The sequence below is a fragment of the Pseudomonas ceruminis genome (assembly GCF_021602025.1).
In the GTDB taxonomy this organism is placed as follows: domain Bacteria; phylum Pseudomonadota; class Gammaproteobacteria; order Pseudomonadales; family Pseudomonadaceae; genus Aquipseudomonas; species Aquipseudomonas ceruminis.
The window spans coordinates 1-18,168 of record NZ_BQHW01000022.1 but is presented as its reverse complement, the minus strand read 5'-3'; the positions used below and the strand labels follow the sequence as shown (position 1 = coordinate 18,168).

Sequence of the window (18,168 nt, the reverse complement as noted above, 5' to 3'; positions counted from 1 at the left end):
GATGGGGCCATCGCTCAAAGCGGCGGTAGCGCCCAGTTGATCGGCGTCAGCCCACGCTGCTCGAGAAAGCCGTTGGCCCGGCTGAAATGCCCGCAACCCAGGAACCCTCGGTACGCCGACAGTGGCGACGGGTGTACCGACTTGAGCACCAGGTGCTTGGTACCATCGATCAGTTTCTGCTTGCTCTGTGCATGGGCGCCCCACAGCAGGAACACGACGTTCGGGCACTGCTCGCTGACCACCTGGATGATCCGGTCGGTAAAGAACTCCCAGCCTTTCTTGGCATGCGACGCGGCATTGGCGCGCTCGACAGTCATGGTCGTGTTGAGCAGCAATACACCCTGCTCGGCCCAGCTCTGCAGGTAGCCATGGTTGGCAATGGGGATGTTCAGGTCGCGCTGCAGCTCTTTGTAGATGTTCACCAACGAAGGCGGTGCTGGCACGCCTGGCTGCACCGAGAAACACAAGCCATGGGCCTGGCCGGGGCCGTGGTACGGGTCCTGGCCAAGAATCACCACTTTCACCTGTTCCAGTGGCGTGGAGTTCAGCGCATTGAAAATCAGCGGCCCCGGCGGGTAGATCTCCTTGCCGGCGGCGTACTCCTGGCGCAGGAACTCACGCAGTTGGTGCATGTAGGGCTGGTCGAACTCGGCACGCAGCGCGGCCTTCCAGCTGGGCTCGAGTTTGATGCGATCGTCGTCAGTCATGGGGCCATCCGTAATCAATGGCGCGACACTAGGTAAGGCATCCGTGCTTGTCAATCGATCCGGCCTGCATGATCGGCCAGGCAGGCCATACTGGGAGGATGAATTGCGCGAGGTAGTCCATGTCCATTCATTGCGAGGTACTGACCGGCGCCGATGGCGCCCGCATCGGCATTGCCACCTTGGATGCCCCCAAGGCGCTCAATGCCCTCACCCTGCCGATGATCGAAGTGCTCGGCGATTACTTGCACGAGTGGGCCCGTGATCCGGGCATCGTCTGCGTGCTGCTGCGTGGCAATGGCGCCAAGGCCTTTTGCGCCGGGGGCGATGTACGGGCGCTGGCCCAGGCATGCCGTGAGCATCCAGGTAGCGTGCCGCCACTGGCGGCCACCTTCTTCGCTGCCGAGTACCGCCTCGACTATTTCATTCACACCTACCCCAAGCCGCTGCTGTGCTGGGGCCACGGGCATGTGCTGGGTGGCGGCATGGGGTTGCTGCAAGGCGCTGGCGTGCGCATCGTCACCCCCAGTAGCCGCCTGGCGATGCCCGAAATCAGCATCGGCCTTTACCCCGACGTTGGCGCCAGCTGGTTCCTGGCCCGCCTGCCCGGCAAGCTCGGGCTGTTCCTGGGGCTGACCGGTGCGCCGATCAACGCCCGCGATGCGCTGGACCTTGGCCTGGCTGACCGCCTGTTGGGCGAACATCAACAGGAAGGCCTGATCGATGAGCTGCTGCAACTGAACTGGCAGGAGCGGACCGATCTGCAAATGAACAGCCTGCTCAAGGCCGAACAGCATCGCGCCTGTGCGCAACTGCCACCGGCCCAATGGCTACCCAGGCGTCAGGTGATCGACGAACTGCTTGATGTCGCCGAACCTGCTGCCGCATGGCGTGCACTGGAAAGTTTGAAACACCACACCGACCCGCTGCTCGCTGCGGCCGGCCAGCGGCTGCACGAAGGCTGCCCGCTGACGGCGCACCTGGTGTGGGAGCAGATCCGCCGGGCACGGCACTTGTCATTGGCCCAGGTCTTCCAGATGGAATACAGCATGAGCCTCAATTGCTGCCGTCATCCAGAGTTCAGCGAGGGGGTGCGCGCCCGCTTGCTGGACAAAGACAACCAGCCGCGCTGGCACTGGCCGGATGTGGCCCAGGTGCCAGCGGCGGTGGTTGAGGCGCATTTCGCCAAGGTGTGGGAGGGGCGGCATCCGCTGGCGGATCTGGCTTGACGGGGCTGCTGTGCCGCCCCTTCAACGTTCACCGCTGCCAGTTGCCATTGCCGCGCCCGTTTGAATGCCAACGGTCGTTCTGATAGCGCTGGCTGTCGTTACGGTAATCATGGCGGTCCCGATCGCGCCCATAGTCATAACGCTGACGATTGCCATAGTCGTAACGCGGGTTGCCATGCCACTGGTTCATCCCCGGCTGTGGATAGGGACGGTATTGCGGCACCGGGGCGGGCCGGTAATAGCGCGGTGCCGGCTGGTAGTAGTAGCGCGGTTGCGGCACTGCATAGTAACGGTCATATCGGTAATACCCAGGCGATACATAACGATCGGTGGTGTAATAATCGGAACGATAATAGGTGCCACCTTGGTAGTAGGGCACACAGGCGGATGTCATCAGCCCCAACAGGGCGATCAACAGCATTCGATAGAACATGGCGGCCTCCTGGACCGCTGGGGTGCCCGAACAGCGGCGCTGGCGAGCGTCGACTCAAAAGCGTTCGTCGACAATGAATAAGACCGTTGCAACAAGGTGCAGTGCCCTTTCAGCAACAAATAGAAACAGCTCGAAATAACCCCGAAAAATCTGCAGTCTTTTTCGGGTCATATCACTAGAATGAAGGCCTCGGCACACATCACGGGACGATCATGCCTTCACGCTCCGCCCTGTTTTCGCAGCGCTCGTTGATCCTCGCCCTGCTGATGTTGCTGGCCTGTGGCTTTCTGGCCACATCGTTGCTCAGCTACTGGGCTTCCCGCAGCGCGATCCGCGACGCCATCGTCAATACCGAGCTGCCGCTGACCTCCGACACGGTCTATTCCGAAATCCAGAAAGACCTTATTCGCCCCGTGTTGATCGCCTCGATGATGGCCCAGGACACCTTCCTGCGCGATTGGGTGCTTGCCGGTGAACAGGACCCTCGGCGTATCACGCACTTCCTTGGCGAAGTCATGGGCCAGCAGGACACCTTCACCTCATTCTTCGTCTCCGATCGCACCCTCACCTACTATCAGGCCCGGGGTGTGCTCAAGCATGTCGAACCAGGCACCTGGCGTGATGCCTGGTATTTCCGCGTGCGTGACCTCAAGGCCCCTTACGAAATCAACGTCGACCTGGACATGGCCAACCATGACAGCCTCACGGTGTTCATCAATTACCGGGTGCTGGACTACCAGCAACGTTTCATCGGCGCGACCGGGGTCGGTTTGAGTGTGAAGGCCGTGGTCAACCTGATCGACACCTACCAGCAACGTTATCAGCGCTCGGTGTTCTTTACCGACGCCAAAGGCACGGTCTTGCTCACTGGCTCTGGCGGCGGCCCACATGGCCTCAGGGCCGGGCAACCGCTACAGGCCAACCCCGAACTGAGCGAGCTGCTGGCGCAGCACCCTGTCCCCGCACAGGGCAGCCACGAATACCGGGACAGCGCAGGCCATAGCCACTTCCTCAACGTGCGCCACCTCCCGGAACTGGACTGGTACCTGTTGGTGGACAAGCGCGAAACGGGCGCACTGGACCGCATTCGCCACTCGCTTTACCTGAACCTGGCGATCTGCACCATGATCACCCTGGTGGTACTGACGCTGCTGCATGCCATGCTCAGGCGTCACCAGGCCAGCATCGAGGCCGTGGCCACCCTCGACAGCCTCACCGGGCTGCCCAACCGGCGCAGCTTCGACCTGCTGGCGGCACAAGCGCTGCAGGAAGCCCAGCGCGACGGCGCGCCGCTGGTGGCGTTGCTGATTGACCTCGACCACTTCAAAGCGCTCAACGACACCCACGGTCACCTGGCAGGCGACGAAGTGCTGCGCCAGTTCGCCAATGTGCTGCAAGGCAGCTTGCGCCAGTCGGATATACTGTGCCGCTGGGGCGGCGAGGAATTCATCGTGCTGCTGCGCGAGGCCGACGGCAGGCACGCTATCGACGTCGCCGAAAAGATCCGTCGGCGTACCGAGCAACTGACCTTCAGCTATGACGAACGGCCGCTGCGCCTGACCACCAGCATTGGCCTGAGTGCGCTGCAGCCGGGTGACAGCCTGCACGCCCTGCTGACGCGCGCCGACCGTGCGCTGTACCGAGCCAAGCAGGCCGGCCGTAACCGTACTTGCAGTGAAACACCCGGAACCGACCATGAATGACAGCCAGCACTGCCCCGCCTGTGGCGCCCTCAACCAGTGCACCCTGGCCACCCCCCGCAGCGCCACCGAGGCTTGCTGGTGCTACACCGTGACCATCGACGCGGCGGTGCTGCAGGCGTTGCCTGCCGAACTGCGCAACCAGGCCTGCCTTTGCCCGCGCTGCGCCCAGGTGCTGGACCAGCTGGATGCGCCCGCAGGTGAAAAACGCTAGACTGCGTGCCCTGCGTCCTTCGGCCTGCTCCCGCCATGCGCCTCGACCGCTTCCTTGCCAACCTGCCCTGCTATAACCGCCAGCAAGTACGCCTGCTGCTGGTACAGCGGCGCGTGCGCGTGGACGGTGAAGCGGTAGCCGACCCCCGCCTTGAAGTGCGCGAATTCAGCCGTATCGAGGTAGACGACCAATTGCTGCAGGCGGGCCTTCCGGCGCGCTACCTGATGCTGCACAAGCCAACCGGCTGTGTCAGCGCCACCCACGACCCGCAGCACCGCACCGTACTGGACCTGCTGCCTGCAGGGCTGCGCGAAGGCTTGCACATTGCCGGCCGGCTGGACTTCAACACGACCGGGCTGATGATCCTGACCAACGATGGCCAATGGTCGCGGCGCCTGACCCAGCCAGAGACCAAGCTGCCCAAGCATTACCTGGTACAAACCGAGGACGAAATAGGCGAGCACTATGTCGCCCGTTTTCGCGAAGGGTTCTATTTTGCCTTCGAAAACCTGACCACCCTGCCCGCCCAACTGGACATCCTTGGCCCACGCACCGCCAGGCTGGCCATCGTCGAAGGGCGCTACCACCAGGTCAAGCGCATGTTCGGGCAGTTTGACAACAAGGTAGTGGGGTTGCATCGGGAAAGCATGGGGGCGATACGCCTGGACCCTGGGTTGGCAGCCGGGCAGTTCAGGGCGTTATCGGCCGAAGAAGTAGCCGCTGTCTAAGCCCAGCCAACAGCGCAGAGCGGTCATACGACCGCCCAGCGGCAAACGTCACATTTTCCCCCCAGCGCCACTTGCACGAAGCCTCACCCGCTGCTTGACTCCTAGCTTGTCAGTCCGCGCGTGACCAGCCAGTCACAACTGCGTACCCAGACACCTTTTTGCCGGCCACCCAAAGCCTCGATGCCTTGGGGCACGGCGAATTGCCCGTCAAAACAATACCGTCGACATCTGTACCAAGGATCGACACAGGGCCCGGTTTTCTCTTCAGGCAACTGCCTACCTGTCATAAAGAACGTGCACCCTAGGTGACGCGAATACCCTTTTTGCGCCAGGAGTCGATGACATGAGGCCAGAAATCGCTGTACTTGATATCCAAGGTCAGTATCGGGTTTACACGGAGTTCTATCGCGCGGATGCAGCCGAGAAAACGATCATCCTGATCAACGGTTCGCTGGCCACCACGGCCTCGTTCGCCCAGACGGTGCGCAATCTGCACCCGCAATTCAACGTTGTGCTGTACGACCAGCCGTACGCCGGCAAGTCCAAGCCGCACAACCGCCAGGAACGGCTGATCAGCAAGGAGACCGAGGCACATATCCTCCTTGAGCTGATCGAGCATTTCCAGGCCGACCACGTAATGTCGTTCTCATGGGGCGGTGCCTGCACCCTGCTGGCGCTGGCGCACCAGCCGCGGCAGGTGAAGAAGGCGGTGGTCAGTTCGTTCTCGCCGGTGATCAACGAGCCGATGCGCGACTACCTGGACCGCGGCTGCCAGTACCTGGCCGCCTGCGATCGCTACCAAGTGGGCAACCTGGTCAACGACACCATCGGCAAACACCTGCCGTCGTTGTTCAAGCGCTTCAACTACCGGCATGTCAGCAGCCTGGACAGCCACGAATATGCGCAGATGCACTTCCACATCAACCAGGTGCTGCATCATGACCTGGACCGGGCCCTGAAAGGTGCGCGCAATATCGACATTCCGGTACTGTTCATCAACGGCGACCGTGACGAGTACACCACTGCCGAGGACGCCCGCCAGTTCGGCAAACATGTCGGCAAGAGCCACTTCAGCGTGATCCGCGACGCTGGCCATTTCCTCGACATGGAGAACAAGGCGGCCTGCGAAGACACCCGCAGCGTCCTGCTCGGGTTTCTCAAGCCGAGCGTGCGGGAATCCCGGGCACGCAACCCGTATGCCTCTCAAGGGCAGCATGCATGGGCCATCTGAGCGCATCGGCGCCCCCAGCCATGACCCTGCGGGCAAGGGGCGCCGAAAGCTTTTTTAGCGTTGCTTTATAACTGGGGCTTCTATTTCGGACGGCGTTCTGGTAAAAAGTCGAGCTTAGATGCGGGTATAGTTTAGTGGCAAAACGAAAGCTTCCCAAGCTTTAGTTGAGGGTTCTTATAGGACAACACGTCCTAGTGAGTAAAGGATCCACCCCACGAGCTGTTGACGGAGCCACCCCAGGTGGCCTACCGTAGCCGCGCTAGCAGGTTGAAATAAGCGGGTATAGTTGAATGGTACAACTATAGCTTCCCAAGCTATCGGTGAGGGTTCGATTCCCTCTACCCGCTCCAACCCTTGATCTTGAGCATCTGGCTCCCTCTCACTTACTCCCTATTCCCCTTAACCAAGCGTTACATGGGTGCGGTCAGCTGTCCTCGAAAAAAACTAAGCCCCCTTCCCAAGTCTGCCTTGAACGCCAAGTGGATTGTCCTCCTCCGTTTACTCACCAGCCTTCAGTCGCCTGTCGCTACCGTCCCTTTACTCGCTGCCCCTCGCCGCTCCGCGAAGCCCTTAGCAAACCGATAGCCATGCCCGCCCACGCCGGCACAATGTTCATAGTTTTTTCGCACCCAGGCTTTCGTTAACCTTTCTGTCGGGTGGGCGTGACCCGCTTAGCCCAAAGACGTGCTGACGCGACTGGGCAATGGCTGCGGCATCAGTGGACGCCAGCCTGACTCTTGCGAGGTGAATTGCCCGGACGCAGACGAGGGAAAGCCTTCTTCTAGCGCGATACGCAGAAATCCTCATGGCTTCTGTGCAAACCGGCAGTACGCGTCGAAGTCGTCCAGTGGATAGATATGAAAGCTGGCGATCGTATTCTCGTACCTCACCAGTTCCAAGAGCCCGTTCCTGATCAGGATGTGAACCGGGGGTAAAGAAACCGCCTGGCCAAATACGTTGATGCCTTTCTGCTCCGTGGCGTCGAATTCTTTGAAGCGATATCGCTGGTTTTGGAACTGGCTGGCCTCGTCTTCCCCCATTCTCGTCGAACTCCGAATTGGGAATTTGATGCTTTCCAACGGCTTGTAGTACCCATCAATGGCATCCACGCTGTCTTTCAGCTCAACGTAGTCTTCATCTGTAAGACCAGAGGTCAGGTCAACATTGAGCGATATACCCAGAAACTCCGTGAGGCGCCTCGCCCACTGTAAATAGGTCATCAGGATCGTCAGTCGCTTGAAGCCTTCAGGCCGCAAATTGATCGACATGACGTAAAGTCGCTCACCATCGAGCTCAACTATGAGGGAGACCTTCCATCCGTTGAGCGCAGCTTCAGCAAATTGCGCGATTTTCGAGAACCAGGGCAGTTGGTTGACCGGGCGCGACTGCCAGCATTCAACGCTGATGTTGAAGTTCACATTGGAAACCGCGCCCCCATCGTCGACCTCGGCAACGAGTTTGAGCATCCCAGCCATGGATTCGCCCTTAAGGCAGAACGACTTGGAGCCCCACACGATTTCTCCAGGCATGTCGTCCAACACCAGCGTTTCAAAGGTGTCCGGATCCGTCAGAATGATCTTCTGGATCACACGGGTAGGAGGGCGAAAAATCTGCATCTTTCCCCCCGCGCCCTTGGTCATGTCCACGATCGCGTCGAACAGTGGCGATCCCTGGATGGCGACGTTGGTCATGTCCAGCTCTAGGCTTTGGCCATGCTCAAACAGCGCGTTGAAACCTGTAGCAGCCACTGGGGCATCTTTTCCCCCTACCGTCATAGCAAGCTGCACGTTTTCCTTCGCATTCACTTGGAAGACGGTACCGTGGTGAGGATCGTACTTGGTGATGACATCGAAGCGAGGATCAGTCTGTGACAGGACTTGTGCAGTCGCTGTATGGGCATTCTGAATCGCAGCGGGCAAGAAGCTTTTTGGCAATCCCGTCAGGGTCATGGCCAAGAGATCGGGTGCGTCTTGAGCTGAGGGCTGGCGTTTGCCGAGCTCGGCCTTAGCAGTGGCTTCGGCTTGTTTCTTCCACGCTTTGAGCAACTCGACCGTGTAGGTGTTGAAGTCCCGGTCGATTTCATCTGCATGATTCGCGCAGAGCCAAATGCCATTTGAAAAGGCTTTCCTCTCGTTACTGGTCATGCCAGCGTCGAAGCGTGCACCGCCAGGCGAGGCGGCACATATGTGCGCCGCTTTACCGACATTGGTCACCCCCTCCTCATCCTGTGGGGCTGATGTGGCGACTCTGCAGCTCGGGTTCGAGCACCGATGTGCGACCCTATCTCGAAGCTTTTTGATGGTGCTCAATTTGAAGTCATCGCGCGCCATAGGATCTCGCCACCTCTAAAGTCAAAAAGGTTGGAACAGTTTACAGTTCTCTATGTTGGGGTACGCTGACCCTCGACGACGGCAGCAGCTATGCGCAGCCCGGAAAACTCAAATTCTCGGAAGTCAGCGTCGATGAAGATACCGGCTCCGTCACGCTGCGCGCGGAATTCCCAAATTCCTGGCCGCTTGCTCCCAGGCTTGTTCGTTCACGCACAGCTGAAAGAAGGCGTGCGCGATGCCGCCAAGCTTGTTCCACAACCCGCGATCATTTTCGACACCTGAGGTCATGCCAATACCTAGACCGTCAAACCAGATAACTCAGTGGAGCTGCGAGAGATCCAGCCCCTGCGTACGGTCGGCAATGCCTTCCTGGTAGGCGATGGCATGGAGCCTGATGTGCGTGTTGTCACTGAAGGCATTCAACAGGTGCGCAGCACCAGCAAGGTAAATGCGAGCGAGGTGTCCAGCGACATCTTGAGCATCTCTCTTACCGCTGCCACCTGAGGTCGTCTCCAAAGTCCCGTTTCTTCATTGACCGCCCCATCTTTGCATGGGTAGTCGCGCTCGTGATCATGCTCGCAGGCGATTTGGCAAAGCAATAGGCAGGTGGCAATTCCTATTGGCCACTAAAAACCGGTAGAAGTTACTTCTCTGCAAGATGCCCCTAGTTATTAGACAACGACATGGCCATCCGCTATCTTGGCGCGATAGGCGGTGGTCGCCGTACACTATTAATCGAGCTCAACAGCAAGGAAAAGCTCTCAAATGAGAATTTGCTATATATGGGTTGAAAACTTTAAAAATCTGAATGATTTTGGAATTAATCTGCGCAATGATTTTAAATTCCGCTACGATAGCGAGACCCATAAACTGAGCAGATGTAAACAAGCCGAACTCCCTCCTGAACTGCTGGGAGACAATATATTAGACGCAACTGCAATTTTGGGAATAAACGGAGCAGGCAAAACCAACGCCTTGGAGCTTACTTGTTTAAGCTTAAAGTCGAGCGAGAGAATTAAAACCCCCTCAATAATAGTATATGAGTCTCGTGGAAAACTGTGCTACATAAACAATACTAACAATGAAATAAATACAGATTTTCCAGCCCAACGACGAGATGACCACAAGGATCTCAAAGACCTCACTGTAATTTACTTTTCAAACGTCTTTGATGAAAACCAATTAGACCTAGGAAAGTACGTACAAGACATATCCACAAACCTTAAGCACAATCGCAAAAAAACATATTTGAAAAAAAAGAACCAGGTTCAGACATTGCAACCCAAATTAGATTCATACGCTCAAGTCAGTTTCCAAAAATTAAAATCGACACCCCGAGAACTTTCGAACTTAGAATTGACAGATCAGTTCGCGCAACAAACAACGATCGCATCCACAACACAAATGGGTTGATAAGCAAAATTTCCACCCTTCAAAATATGTTGCGGAAACGCACATGGGTAACCGAAGCTCAGCTTGCCGCAATAGCAATTCAAGGCTTGGTCTTATATCAAGTATTAGCAGAGCATAGAGAGAATAAAAGCCTCACTCAACAAATTGATTCAGCGCTATACAACCCTGGCCATGAAGATCTCACAATGAGAGAAGCGCTCCAAGTGGCCCGCGACTACTTCATTAGTAACAAAAACCTTACCCTAGGTGGGTATGATGGCGACATATCTAGACTCATAGACATCGTCATTGCTCTGGAGTTCCACTTAGGCTCAATGAACATAAGAATTGACGACTCCATTAAAAGTAGCAGATACACATTTACACTGGACTTCAACAACAACCAACAATCACCCTACTTAGAGCTATCCGAGATCATTGGAATAATCAAGTCCGGCTCAATGAACTGGACAGGGGTGAGCTCAGGTCAAAAAGCATACCTGAACATGTTCAGTGCGATCTGGAGCACCCTCAGTAAAGTTGGTAAAGCAAAAAATAATAGCGGCACTCTGCTGTGCATTGATGAAGCGGATCTTTATTTACATCCAAAATGGCAAGTCGAATTCATGGAACGGCTGATAACATGCTTGCCAGAGCTTTCAGAACAAAAGATTCAGATAATAATAACCACCCACTCTCCGATCTTGGTCAGCGACTTGCCTAGCCAATGCTTAGTTACGCTACCTTCGCCACTTTCTCAGAATGGCCCTGAGCTGCGTACTGATGCATTGAAAACTTTTGGCGCCAATTTGTTTGACATCTACGCTTACACATTTGGTCTCAACGGGCAAAGGTCAGGCAACATATCGTCCAAATACATCTCAAAAATTCTTTCAACCCTTGATAGCGACGACATAACACCACAAGAACTTGTAAAACTCCAGCAAGCGGCCTCAATTATTGATGATGAGCTCATAACTTCCCATCTAATAAAGCGAATTTATAGCCAATGATCAACATCCTTAAGCACTTGGAGCTCATAACCAATGACGTAGAGCTCCTACTAAACGAAACTGCAGATGAACTTTGGAATGATTTGAATCCAAAAAATGCTGATGGCTCATATTCTGATAAATCTCTCATCGCTAGGACTCAGAGTTTTCGCCTTGAGCTTTTGAAAACCGAATATATAGCTGTGGTTGGAGCAGATGTTGCTGCACGCCACCTCGCTTATATCGACCACATTTCAGATGCCGAAGTTTTAAAATGGATCATTACTGCAAAACCCATTGAGCTCGACGATATTATTTCTGACGCGAAGGCCATACTGCATCCTACCGACTTATTCACCATTGTTGACAAAAAAATCCATCCTTCATCGTTCAGCCCAAGTCTTCTTTCTCGCGTATTCACATATACGAACTATAGAAGCAGCGACCACTGCATAAATCGATACAAAAAGCTTGGATTTGATGGATCCACATGCCCGTACTGTAATGAGGGAACGCTGAGGATAGTGCCAATCGTCGATGAAGCGAAAGTCGACCAAAAAATGTTATTCGATATCGATCACTTTTACTCAAAAAAAAGACATCCTTATCTAGCATTATCGTTCTACAATCACATTCCTTCATGTAAGCAATGCAACCAGTCATTCAAAGCAAACACAGAATTCTCGCTAACTACGCACATACACCCATATGATCGCTGCTTCGACACTCTTTACAACTTCCAATTGAACCATGGGGTATTAGTGAGCGAGCCCCCCAGCCTAGTTGGGATCCGAAAAAAATCCGTCTTTGAAGACAGCTTACTCCATGATCTAAAAATAGAAGCGCGGTATAAAGGAAATCTTGAGCCAGCAAGGATTGGTGATTTGATTTCCATTCTTTCGAAATACTCGCATCTTCTCAGATACGGCATTGAGAGCGAAGGTGAGCGCGCCCGACTTAAAGAGCGCCTGGAGGACTTCGGTATAATTTCAAATCAGAAACGCATATTGAAGCGTAGCTACAGCAAGTTACAAAGAGACACAATCGCCATGTTTGACCCATTGAATACGTTGGGGCTACTGTAAGCGAGCACCTTCACAGGCCGCTTGGATCAAAGCGACGACGACAGCCCTCATGCCGGCTCTTCTGAAGGCCGGCAGACGTCAAGGAATTATGCTTTAAAATATCCGAGGGAGGATGACCAGAAAAGAAGTTCTAGCAAACAAATGAAGCCCAGCGTTGGCGATCATGGCCCCCTGCCCGTACGTTTTATTACGATACCCAGCTTTCCACGGTATCCGAGCCATATTGAGCTTTCCACTCCTTCAAAAGCTTGTGGTTCCCGCCCTTGGTCTCGATGAGCTCACCGTTGTGCGGATTTTTATACTGCTTCGTCTGACGCGCACGGCGTGGAGCCTTCTCGGAAGCCGAAGGAGCAGCGGCACGACGACCCGCCTGCGGATCCAGGATATTGATTACATCGCGCAGACTGAAGCCGTAGGTGGCCAACAAGTCCCTGAGTTTGTTTTCAAACTCGATTTCTCGTTGCAGCTCTCCCGAACCTTTGAGCGCTTCGAGTTCAGCGAGTTGGGCTGCGAGCTGCTGCTCCAGTTGACGGTATTGGGCAAGGCGAGACATGTGTGTTCCTCAGCGTGGTCGAATGCGAATACTCTACCCGAATCGGTGGTCGCCCTGAAGTTTAACTGTGGGCTGAAATGTGTTGGCCCCGGCACTAAGCCGGGGTGCACGTGATACTAACCGGCTTGATTGATTTCTTCACAGCTGGCGAACAAACGCTTGGCATACGCAATGCCTCGTACACGCACCCACTCATGGTTCACTAGGACGATCCAGCACACCAAGATGATCAGCTCTACCCCAGTGGCCGCGAGCAGCAGAGGGTGCTGGGCAAGCGCTGCAAGACTGAGATCCTTCAAGGGCATATCCAACGTGTGATAGAGGCCAATCAGACACAGCGTGAGACATACGAGGGTCAGCGCGATTCCGAAGGGCTTGCACGCGGTGAGATTGCGCGCGAAGCCGTAGTCGACATTTTCGTTGAAGATCATGGCGTATTTCTTCGTGTCCCGCGTCTGCTCACGAAGGAATGCGGTGGCAGATCGATACATGTCATCGGCGGCTTTCGGATCTGCCCTTTCCTGCTCCGCCGTGATGATGACGAAGTCCCGAACCAGAACTGCCAAACGCTTCATGTAGCGCATTTTCGTAGGGCCTTCGACGGTGTCATCAGCGTGCCTGAGGACGATGGTCGTGGGTGCACCACCCCAGGTTTTGTACAGCTTTTCCTGAAGTTTGTTTCCCTTGCTGGACATTTGACTGGCCGCAAATGCGATCACCCCAAATGCTACCAAGAAGGATGAAAGTACCCCACCCCACGAACGAGCTGCTTCAAAAAAAGCCATCACATAGATGACAATCGGCAGTACTAGCAGTAGGGCAGGCTTGACCCGAGCTCCGTACTTGTAAGGATCAAAAACTTTGCTGAAGTCCATACCGATTCCTCAGAGGGTGTATTCCGTTTCAACTTCAAGCGAGCCAATGTAGCCTGGGAACTTGCTTTGAGTTTCATCGCTAAGAAAATCACGTACGTAATTTTAATTCGTCACATAGAAATGAACATACCCGTCCGCACAATCCATGGTGATGTGACCTGCTCGATTCTGCGTGATCGTTTTGTAGCCGGTGTAGTAATGCATGTGCCGGCTAGGCGCCTCGCCAATTACGATGATTTGGGGATCAAGCTTCTCCAGCCACGAATCCGGAATCTTTCCTGATTTACGCCCATGGTGGGACGCGAATACGACAGTGGTTTTCTCAAGTTCGATGTCGTCAAAGATGCTCTCCATGAACTCCGTTTCCAGGTCTCCAAGCCACATGAAGCTGGCACCTCCCTTGAGCGCATACCGCAGCACACAGGAGACGTTGTTAGGGCTTTCGCCTGCGTCGCACTTGCGCAACGCAGCCACGTAGTTTGGGTTGTCAACATTAGGCCAAAGGACTTGGACGCCAGCTCCTGGACGGGTGTCGTCGCTCGCGTTCAACCAGCGACGACGGACGCCCTTCTCAAGATAGAAGGCTTTATCCCCATCACGCAGAGATTGGTAGTGCAAAAACGAGTCGGTCAAATTCGATTTTTGGGCATCGTTTTTCACACAATAGAAATTCTGGATCGGAAGTGCTTTGTCCAGTAATTCGATCCCCCGGAAATGATCTTCGTCGGGGTGCGTGCAGATGAACCGACTCATGCTCTTGGTGCGAGAGACCTGCTTCAGCTCAGCGATGATCTCGTCTGCGTTATCCGCTTTTAGATTACAGTCAATCATGGTGAAACTGTCGGTGCCATGGACTATATAGAACATGTCACCTGTACCCACTGAAAGACTTTTTATAACCGGCATACCCCCCCCTTATGTAAATGATTCATCAACTCTCAAGCCAGGACGGCGCCCACGGCCAACCGCCCAGCAAAAAAATCATGCAAGAAACATCAAAGACGAAGCGCTTGTTTCGCCCCGAAATGACGGAGAGTTAAAACCGATATTGTTTATTTTTAGCTGACGTAGATTCCTAAATCTTTATCCGAAACAATCAGCATCACAGCTGGAAGACCTTCCACCTGCATTCTGCTGATGAGAGTGGCGAACAAAACCCGGTCGTCTGTGCTTGGTTGAACGGAGCAACCATTGGGATGTGAATGCCAGTCTCCCACGTAATCGACAATCCCGGCAGTCAGGCCATGCACTTTCTTAAGGGCTTCCAATTGGCCCTCCTTACCTCGGATGAAGTGAGTCGGGCTCGACTCGCTGTCTGGGGGCGGGGGCAGGGTATCTACCAGAATAATGGTCTTCGTCTTGAGATCGGTGATGCCGAGCAGCGACCCTCCGGTTTCGTTAGGTAAGGCGGCAAGCCTCTGGGCCTTGATCTTGTCAGTGATCCCGCTGTCATACTTGACCGTCCACTCCCCCACTGTTGCTTGGTTAACGGGGTGCACCTGAACTTGGTGGGAGTCAACGCTGCCTGATTCCTCATCCATCGTGCAGATCAGGATCTGGGCCTCAGCCTGGGTAACCGCTTTGCGCAAGCGACGCGAGATCAGACCTGCATGGACATGAATATTTTCGTTAGACATACGGAACGAGACATCCCGGCATCCGCCGCCCACCCATCTATCACCCAAGTGGTTCAGGAGATGGGATTCGCCCCAGGTGCTGTTGAGAACAGCGCGGAAGTACTGCCCCTCCAGCGCATCAATGCGCTGCGTGCGTGCCGAGTCTTCAAGCAGAATGACGTTCGACAACCCGGACGGCGAGAGAAAGACGCTAGTGATGCGTGCCCTGTGGTTTCTCAATGCCAAATCACGAGGCGCAGCCAATGTCGTCGTTGCGTCGACCAACAGGTCAGCGTGCTCGATAGCCTCATGGATGCGCTGATCATCGGCCAATATGTCCGTTGAGATAGCCGTAGGCATCGGCTCAGCAGGATAGATCTGTCCCATCATTTCTCTAAGCACATTCGCTTTGCGGAAGCCAACGAAGTTATCCCCTGCTATATGCCTGACCACGTTGTGGGGTAACAGCAGATCCGGATCTACATACGTCCAGGCACCCCAGGCCAAACGAGTCCAGATGTCTGCAAGCATGCCCCCAAGCGCTCCCGTCCCGGCGAGTACGCCCTTGAAGGCAGCGGTGGCAGGATCCACTGCGGATAAGTCACGAGCAAACTCCGCGTTCAGTGAGGCTCGAACCTCCACGGGAAGAATGCCAAGGCCTTTCCAAAGCTCCCCCGTGTATCCTCCAAGCTGCACTGCTGGATAGTAAATTCCCTGGGGCGTCGGCGGAGCGAGCATCTCGAAGGAAGCCGCGAGGTCAAACAGATTGATCTCCAGCATGTAGCCTTTGACATCCATCCGCTCGACCTCACCGTTGCGAAGCCTGGGTACCCAAACCAGGATCAGCATTCCTTGCTTGTCGGCTTGAGATGCTTTGCTTAACCCCTGAGAGCCCGCCTCTCGCACAGAATCCGCCAGCTGCCTGCAGAGTTCGCTGCCCCACTCCACTAGCTGGTTATGTAGTTCACCCAGGTTGGTCGGGAACATGACCACCGAGCTCGGCTCTACGGGCGGCACCATGATATTGATCAGCTTGTAGCTGGATCGCTTTTTTGAGGCCTGGGGTTCCACAACCGCACGTAGCGTAATTTTGTCGCTATTGTCAGTCATCTCGATGCGCAGCTGACTCTCACCACTGGCCAACTTCGCGAGATCTAGCGCTGGCAAAATCAGCTGAAAAGGGCTGGTGTAAAACAACTGTTCCAGCGGCTGATCATCACGGTGCAGGCGCAGCTCCGATGACTGGCGCAGCCACCAGAACAAGCGCTCAAGAAACCGTTCTGCTGTCCAGACTCGCTCGACCCCACTCCAATCGACGTCGTACAGGCAGAGCACCTTAGGCATGCCAGGCGTTGAGCGATGGAGATGTGAAAGCCCTGGGAAGTCCTGCCGTAGCGCATGAACAGTCACTGGAACGCGAAGACGTGGATTGACTGCAATGGCCAAAGTTTCTACGCGATGGATGCCACCTGGATTGGCCCCAACGATGGTTCCGTCGCCCGCCTCGATCACGACGTACTCCGTCACACCGCCGGCTTCGCTTTCTTGGCGAAGCTCCAGGAGCTCGACGCCCGAAAACGTTTTACACGCTTTCACCAAGGCTCGGGTGCAAGCATGAATAGGCTCAGGCTGCTCTCCCTTTGGCTCACCCACCACATAGAGACTGGTCATTTTTTGGAGACACCCGCGCGAGGGGCTGCAGCAGCCGCAGCCGAAGTCGCAGCTGCGGTAACCGCTACCGCAGCTTTGATCACCGTACCGTCAGAGGCCGACTCCAATTCCAGCACGCCTTTGGAGCCGTTCTCTTCCGTACAGGCGAACCACCCATCCACTGGGCGCAGAATCGACCTGTATTCACGCTTGGCGCGGATGCAAGGTGGATCGTTGAAGTCGTCAACGATCTTCTTGCTGCTGGAGACAATTGTCGCTCCCTGCTTTGCCTGGCCCAGAGCATTGCGCGCAGCCTCGGACACCCTGGCGTCTTCGCCTTTGCCCGACCAACTGTCCCAGGACAGGGTGTGCCACGAGCAGTGATGAGGCGCGAGGAGCAAGTCGTAAGCGAGCGTTTCTGGGTCATCCTCGAAGCGTTTCCACATACGCTCCCAGACCAGAACCTCGGCATCACCACCGACGAAGAACCGGGTACGCTTGCTGCTGAACTGAGACGGCGAGATCTGCATATTCATGACGATGCTCGACTCGTTCTTGGTCAGCTCTTCCTCCAGCGCCGCGTCATCTTCATGAGGTGCAGGAGCCAGGAGTTGGGCCCTGAAGACAGACGATGATGCCCCATCGATATCGCTGAACCATTCGCCTGACTTGACCAAGATCGAGCGCAAGTCATCAGTTTTGCCGTCGACATCCTCACCCATAATCTTGATGCGGTTGCCACTCGCTGCCCAGCGGTGATCACGCCAATGCTGGACACGCCGACGCGCCTCTTTGTTGAAAGCGCTCGCGTCATCGCAAAGCGTGTGGTTCTTTGACCGCCGGCGGAAAACCAGAGGCGATGACCAGAGCTCTCGGATAATGATGCGCTTTTCCCAGCGATCTTTTTTGTCATCCGGGTAGTGGTCGGGGTGACCTAGCCAGAAATGCTTGCTCAGCCCACCGCAGTGATCTTTATCGGGGTGGCTCAGCATGAATGCGTCAACGTAAGGACGATCCTTGTCGTCACGCAACAGCCGTTCACGCAGCGCCCGACCCACATCGGGGGTGTCATCATTGGGGTCATCAGCTTTCGACCGAATATGGCAATCGATCAAGATGGTTGTGACGTTGAAATCTGCCAAGCGCACGAGGGTCATATCCCCGTTACCGACTTGGAAGAAAGTAAATTTAGCGGCCACTCGAACCCCCACGCACTATGTATAGAAAAACACTCGGGCAACAACCGAGCATCATCTTCCATTCACTGAAAAACGTTTATGTTTATGCGTCATCGCGCTAAAAAACCTAAGGAATCTCCGAACAAGCCTTCAGTTATGCGAGAATCCCCGCAACACCTGATCCGAGCCGCCCATGAGCCAGATGAGCTTTTCCGACTTTGAGTACGCCGGCAAGCGCAAGCAAACCCGCCGAGAGCG

18 protein-coding genes, 1 tRNA gene and 2 pseudogenes are annotated in these 18,168 nt (G+C 55.3%); 12 read left to right on the top strand and 9 right to left on the bottom strand.

What is annotated here, in order from left to right:
* Positions 1–14: 14 nt before the first annotated feature.
* Positions 15–707, bottom strand: coding sequence for a uracil-DNA glycosylase (ung, locus tag L6D80_RS22085; RefSeq protein WP_176515289.1), 693 nt, complete (start codon positions 705–707; stop codon positions 15–17).
* A 119-nt stretch (positions 708–826) separates the two neighbouring features.
* Between ung and L6D80_RS22080 the strand changes: the two genes are divergently transcribed.
* Positions 827–1,933, top strand: coding sequence for an enoyl-CoA hydratase/isomerase family protein (locus L6D80_RS22080; protein WP_054899387.1), 1,107 nt, complete (start codon positions 827–829; stop codon positions 1,931–1,933).
* Positions 1,934–1,961: 28 nt separating this feature from the next.
* Here the strand turns inward: L6D80_RS22080 and L6D80_RS22075 are convergent, their stop codons facing one another.
* Positions 1,962–2,366, bottom strand: coding sequence for a hypothetical protein (locus tag L6D80_RS22075; protein WP_054899386.1), 405 nt, complete (start codon positions 2,364–2,366; stop codon positions 1,962–1,964).
* 212 nt (positions 2,367–2,578) lie between these two features.
* Between L6D80_RS22075 and L6D80_RS22070 the strand changes: the two genes are divergently transcribed.
* From L6D80_RS22070 to L6D80_RS22050, 5 genes are all read left to right on the top strand, one after another.
* The gene (locus L6D80_RS22070; RefSeq protein WP_054899385.1) at positions 2,579–4,069 is read left to right on the top strand and encodes a sensor domain-containing diguanylate cyclase; all 1,491 of its coding nucleotides are present in this window, start codon (positions 2,579–2,581) and stop codon (positions 4,067–4,069) included.
* Positions 4,062–4,280 carry a cysteine-rich CWC family protein gene (locus L6D80_RS22065; protein WP_054899384.1) on the top strand — a complete coding sequence of 73 codons (219 nt, stop codon included), beginning with the start codon at positions 4,062–4,064 and terminating at the stop codon, positions 4,278–4,280. The genes L6D80_RS22070 and L6D80_RS22065 overlap by 8 nt, the downstream gene beginning before the upstream one ends.
* A gap of 35 nt (positions 4,281–4,315) precedes the next feature.
* Positions 4,316–5,008 (top strand): pseudouridine synthase, encoded by a 693-nt coding sequence (locus L6D80_RS22060; protein ID WP_054899383.1) that lies wholly within the window; start codon positions 4,316–4,318, stop codon positions 5,006–5,008.
* Positions 5,009–5,351: 343 nt separating this feature from the next.
* Positions 5,352–6,239, top strand: a complete 888-nt coding sequence (locus tag L6D80_RS22055; protein ID WP_054899382.1) for an alpha/beta fold hydrolase — start codon at positions 5,352–5,354, stop codon at positions 6,237–6,239.
* Positions 6,240–6,515: 276 nt separating this feature from the next.
* Positions 6,516–6,589 (top strand) — tRNA-Gly (locus L6D80_RS22050).
* Between the two features lie 453 nt (positions 6,590–7,042).
* Here L6D80_RS22050 and L6D80_RS22045 read toward each other — a convergent pair.
* A complete protein-coding gene (locus tag L6D80_RS22045; protein WP_176515291.1) occupies positions 7,043–8,452 on the bottom strand; it encodes a hypothetical protein in 1,410 nt (469 codons plus the stop codon).
* A gap of 182 nt (positions 8,453–8,634) precedes the next feature.
* On the opposite strand from L6D80_RS22045, the pseudogene L6D80_RS30605 reads away from it, so the two are divergent.
* Positions 8,635–8,694 (top strand): annotated as a pseudogene (locus tag L6D80_RS30605) (hypothetical protein); the annotation flags it as partial.
* Between the two features lie 25 nt (positions 8,695–8,719).
* Here the strand turns inward: L6D80_RS30605 and L6D80_RS30130 are convergent.
* Positions 8,720–8,857: a hypothetical protein gene (locus L6D80_RS30130; protein ID WP_176515293.1), complete on the bottom strand. Its 138-nt coding sequence runs from the start codon at positions 8,855–8,857 to the stop codon at positions 8,720–8,722.
* 33 nt (positions 8,858–8,890) lie between these two features.
* Between L6D80_RS30130 and L6D80_RS30125 the strand changes: the two genes are divergently transcribed.
* The 5 genes and pseudogenes from L6D80_RS30125 (at position 8,891) to L6D80_RS22025 (ending at position 12,038) form a co-directional block, all read left to right on the top strand.
* Positions 8,891–9,073, top strand: a complete 183-nt coding sequence (locus L6D80_RS30125; protein ID WP_176515296.1) for a hypothetical protein — start codon at positions 8,891–8,893, stop codon at positions 9,071–9,073.
* A pseudogene (locus L6D80_RS30405) lies at positions 9,070–9,162 on the top strand (hypothetical protein); the annotation flags it as partial. The gene L6D80_RS30125 and the pseudogene L6D80_RS30405, both read left to right, overlap by 4 nt.
* A 172-nt stretch (positions 9,163–9,334) precedes the next feature.
* Positions 9,335–9,982 carry a hypothetical protein gene (locus L6D80_RS22035; protein ID WP_219824820.1) on the top strand — a complete coding sequence of 216 codons (648 nt, stop codon included), beginning with the start codon at positions 9,335–9,337 and terminating at the stop codon, positions 9,980–9,982.
* 26 nt (positions 9,983–10,008) lie between these two features.
* Positions 10,009–10,974: an AAA family ATPase gene (locus L6D80_RS22030; RefSeq protein ID WP_219824821.1), complete on the top strand. Its 966-nt coding sequence runs from the start codon at positions 10,009–10,011 to the stop codon at positions 10,972–10,974.
* Positions 10,971–12,038, top strand: coding sequence for a hypothetical protein (locus L6D80_RS22025; protein WP_176515298.1), 1,068 nt, complete (start codon positions 10,971–10,973; stop codon positions 12,036–12,038). The genes L6D80_RS22030 and L6D80_RS22025 overlap by 4 nt, the downstream gene beginning before the upstream one ends.
* A gap of 187 nt (positions 12,039–12,225) precedes the next feature.
* Here the strand turns inward: L6D80_RS22025 and L6D80_RS22020 are convergent, their stop codons facing one another.
* The 5 genes from L6D80_RS22020 to L6D80_RS22000 form a co-directional block, all read right to left on the bottom strand.
* On the bottom strand, positions 12,226–12,591 hold the full coding sequence (locus tag L6D80_RS22020; protein WP_176515300.1) for a histone-like nucleoid-structuring protein, MvaT/MvaU family: 366 nt from the start codon (positions 12,589–12,591) through the stop codon (positions 12,226–12,228).
* 116 nt (positions 12,592–12,707) lie between these two features.
* Positions 12,708–13,466, bottom strand: coding sequence for a hypothetical protein (locus L6D80_RS22015; protein ID WP_176515302.1), 759 nt, complete (start codon positions 13,464–13,466; stop codon positions 12,708–12,710).
* A gap of 102 nt (positions 13,467–13,568) precedes the next feature.
* A complete protein-coding gene (locus tag L6D80_RS22010; protein ID WP_236183068.1) occupies positions 13,569–14,372 on the bottom strand; it encodes a ComEC/Rec2 family competence protein in 804 nt (267 codons plus the stop codon).
* 152 nt (positions 14,373–14,524) lie between these two features.
* Positions 14,525–16,753 (bottom strand): Mov34/MPN/PAD-1 family protein, encoded by a 2,229-nt coding sequence (locus L6D80_RS22005; RefSeq protein WP_176515310.1) that lies wholly within the window; start codon positions 16,751–16,753, stop codon positions 14,525–14,527.
* Positions 16,750–17,931, bottom strand: a complete 1,182-nt coding sequence (locus tag L6D80_RS22000; RefSeq protein WP_176515312.1) for a ComEC/Rec2 family competence protein — start codon at positions 17,929–17,931, stop codon at positions 16,750–16,752. The genes L6D80_RS22005 and L6D80_RS22000 overlap by 4 nt, the downstream gene beginning before the upstream one ends.
* Between the last annotated feature and the right edge of the window lie 237 nt (positions 17,932–18,168).

Bases quoted from the DNA above. Each gene is read 5' to 3' on its own strand.
- ung (WP_176515289.1), bottom strand. From the start codon at position 707: ATGACTGACGACGATCGCATCAAACTCGAGCCCAGCTGGAAGGCCGCG.
- L6D80_RS22080 (WP_054899387.1), top strand. From the start codon at position 827: ATGTCCATTCATTGCGAGGTACTGACCGGCGCCGATGGCGCCCGCATC.
- L6D80_RS22075 (WP_054899386.1), bottom strand. From the start codon at position 2,366: ATGTTCTATCGAATGCTGTTGATCGCCCTGTTGGGGCTGATGACATCC.
- L6D80_RS22070 (WP_054899385.1), top strand. From the start codon at position 2,579: ATGCCTTCACGCTCCGCCCTGTTTTCGCAGCGCTCGTTGATCCTCGCC.
- L6D80_RS22065 (WP_054899384.1), top strand. From the start codon at position 4,062: ATGAATGACAGCCAGCACTGCCCCGCCTGTGGCGCCCTCAACCAGTGC.
- L6D80_RS22060 (WP_054899383.1), top strand. From the start codon at position 4,316: ATGCGCCTCGACCGCTTCCTTGCCAACCTGCCCTGCTATAACCGCCAG.
- L6D80_RS22055 (WP_054899382.1), top strand. From the start codon at position 5,352: ATGAGGCCAGAAATCGCTGTACTTGATATCCAAGGTCAGTATCGGGTT.
- L6D80_RS30130 (WP_176515293.1), bottom strand. From the start codon at position 8,857: ATGACCTCAGGTGTCGAAAATGATCGCGGGTTGTGGAACAAGCTTGGC.
- L6D80_RS22035 (WP_219824820.1), top strand. From the start codon at position 9,335: ATGAGAATTTGCTATATATGGGTTGAAAACTTTAAAAATCTGAATGAT.
- L6D80_RS22030 (WP_219824821.1), top strand. From the start codon at position 10,009: ATGTTGCGGAAACGCACATGGGTAACCGAAGCTCAGCTTGCCGCAATA.
- L6D80_RS22025 (WP_176515298.1), top strand. From the start codon at position 10,971: ATGATCAACATCCTTAAGCACTTGGAGCTCATAACCAATGACGTAGAG.
- L6D80_RS22020 (WP_176515300.1), bottom strand. From the start codon at position 12,591: ATGTCTCGCCTTGCCCAATACCGTCAACTGGAGCAGCAGCTCGCAGCC.
- L6D80_RS22015 (WP_176515302.1), bottom strand. From the start codon at position 13,466: ATGGACTTCAGCAAAGTTTTTGATCCTTACAAGTACGGAGCTCGGGTC.
- L6D80_RS22010 (WP_236183068.1), bottom strand. From the start codon at position 14,372: ATGCCGGTTATAAAAAGTCTTTCAGTGGGTACAGGTGACATGTTCTAT.
- L6D80_RS22005 (WP_176515310.1), bottom strand. From the start codon at position 16,753: ATGACCAGTCTCTATGTGGTGGGTGAGCCAAAGGGAGAGCAGCCTGAG.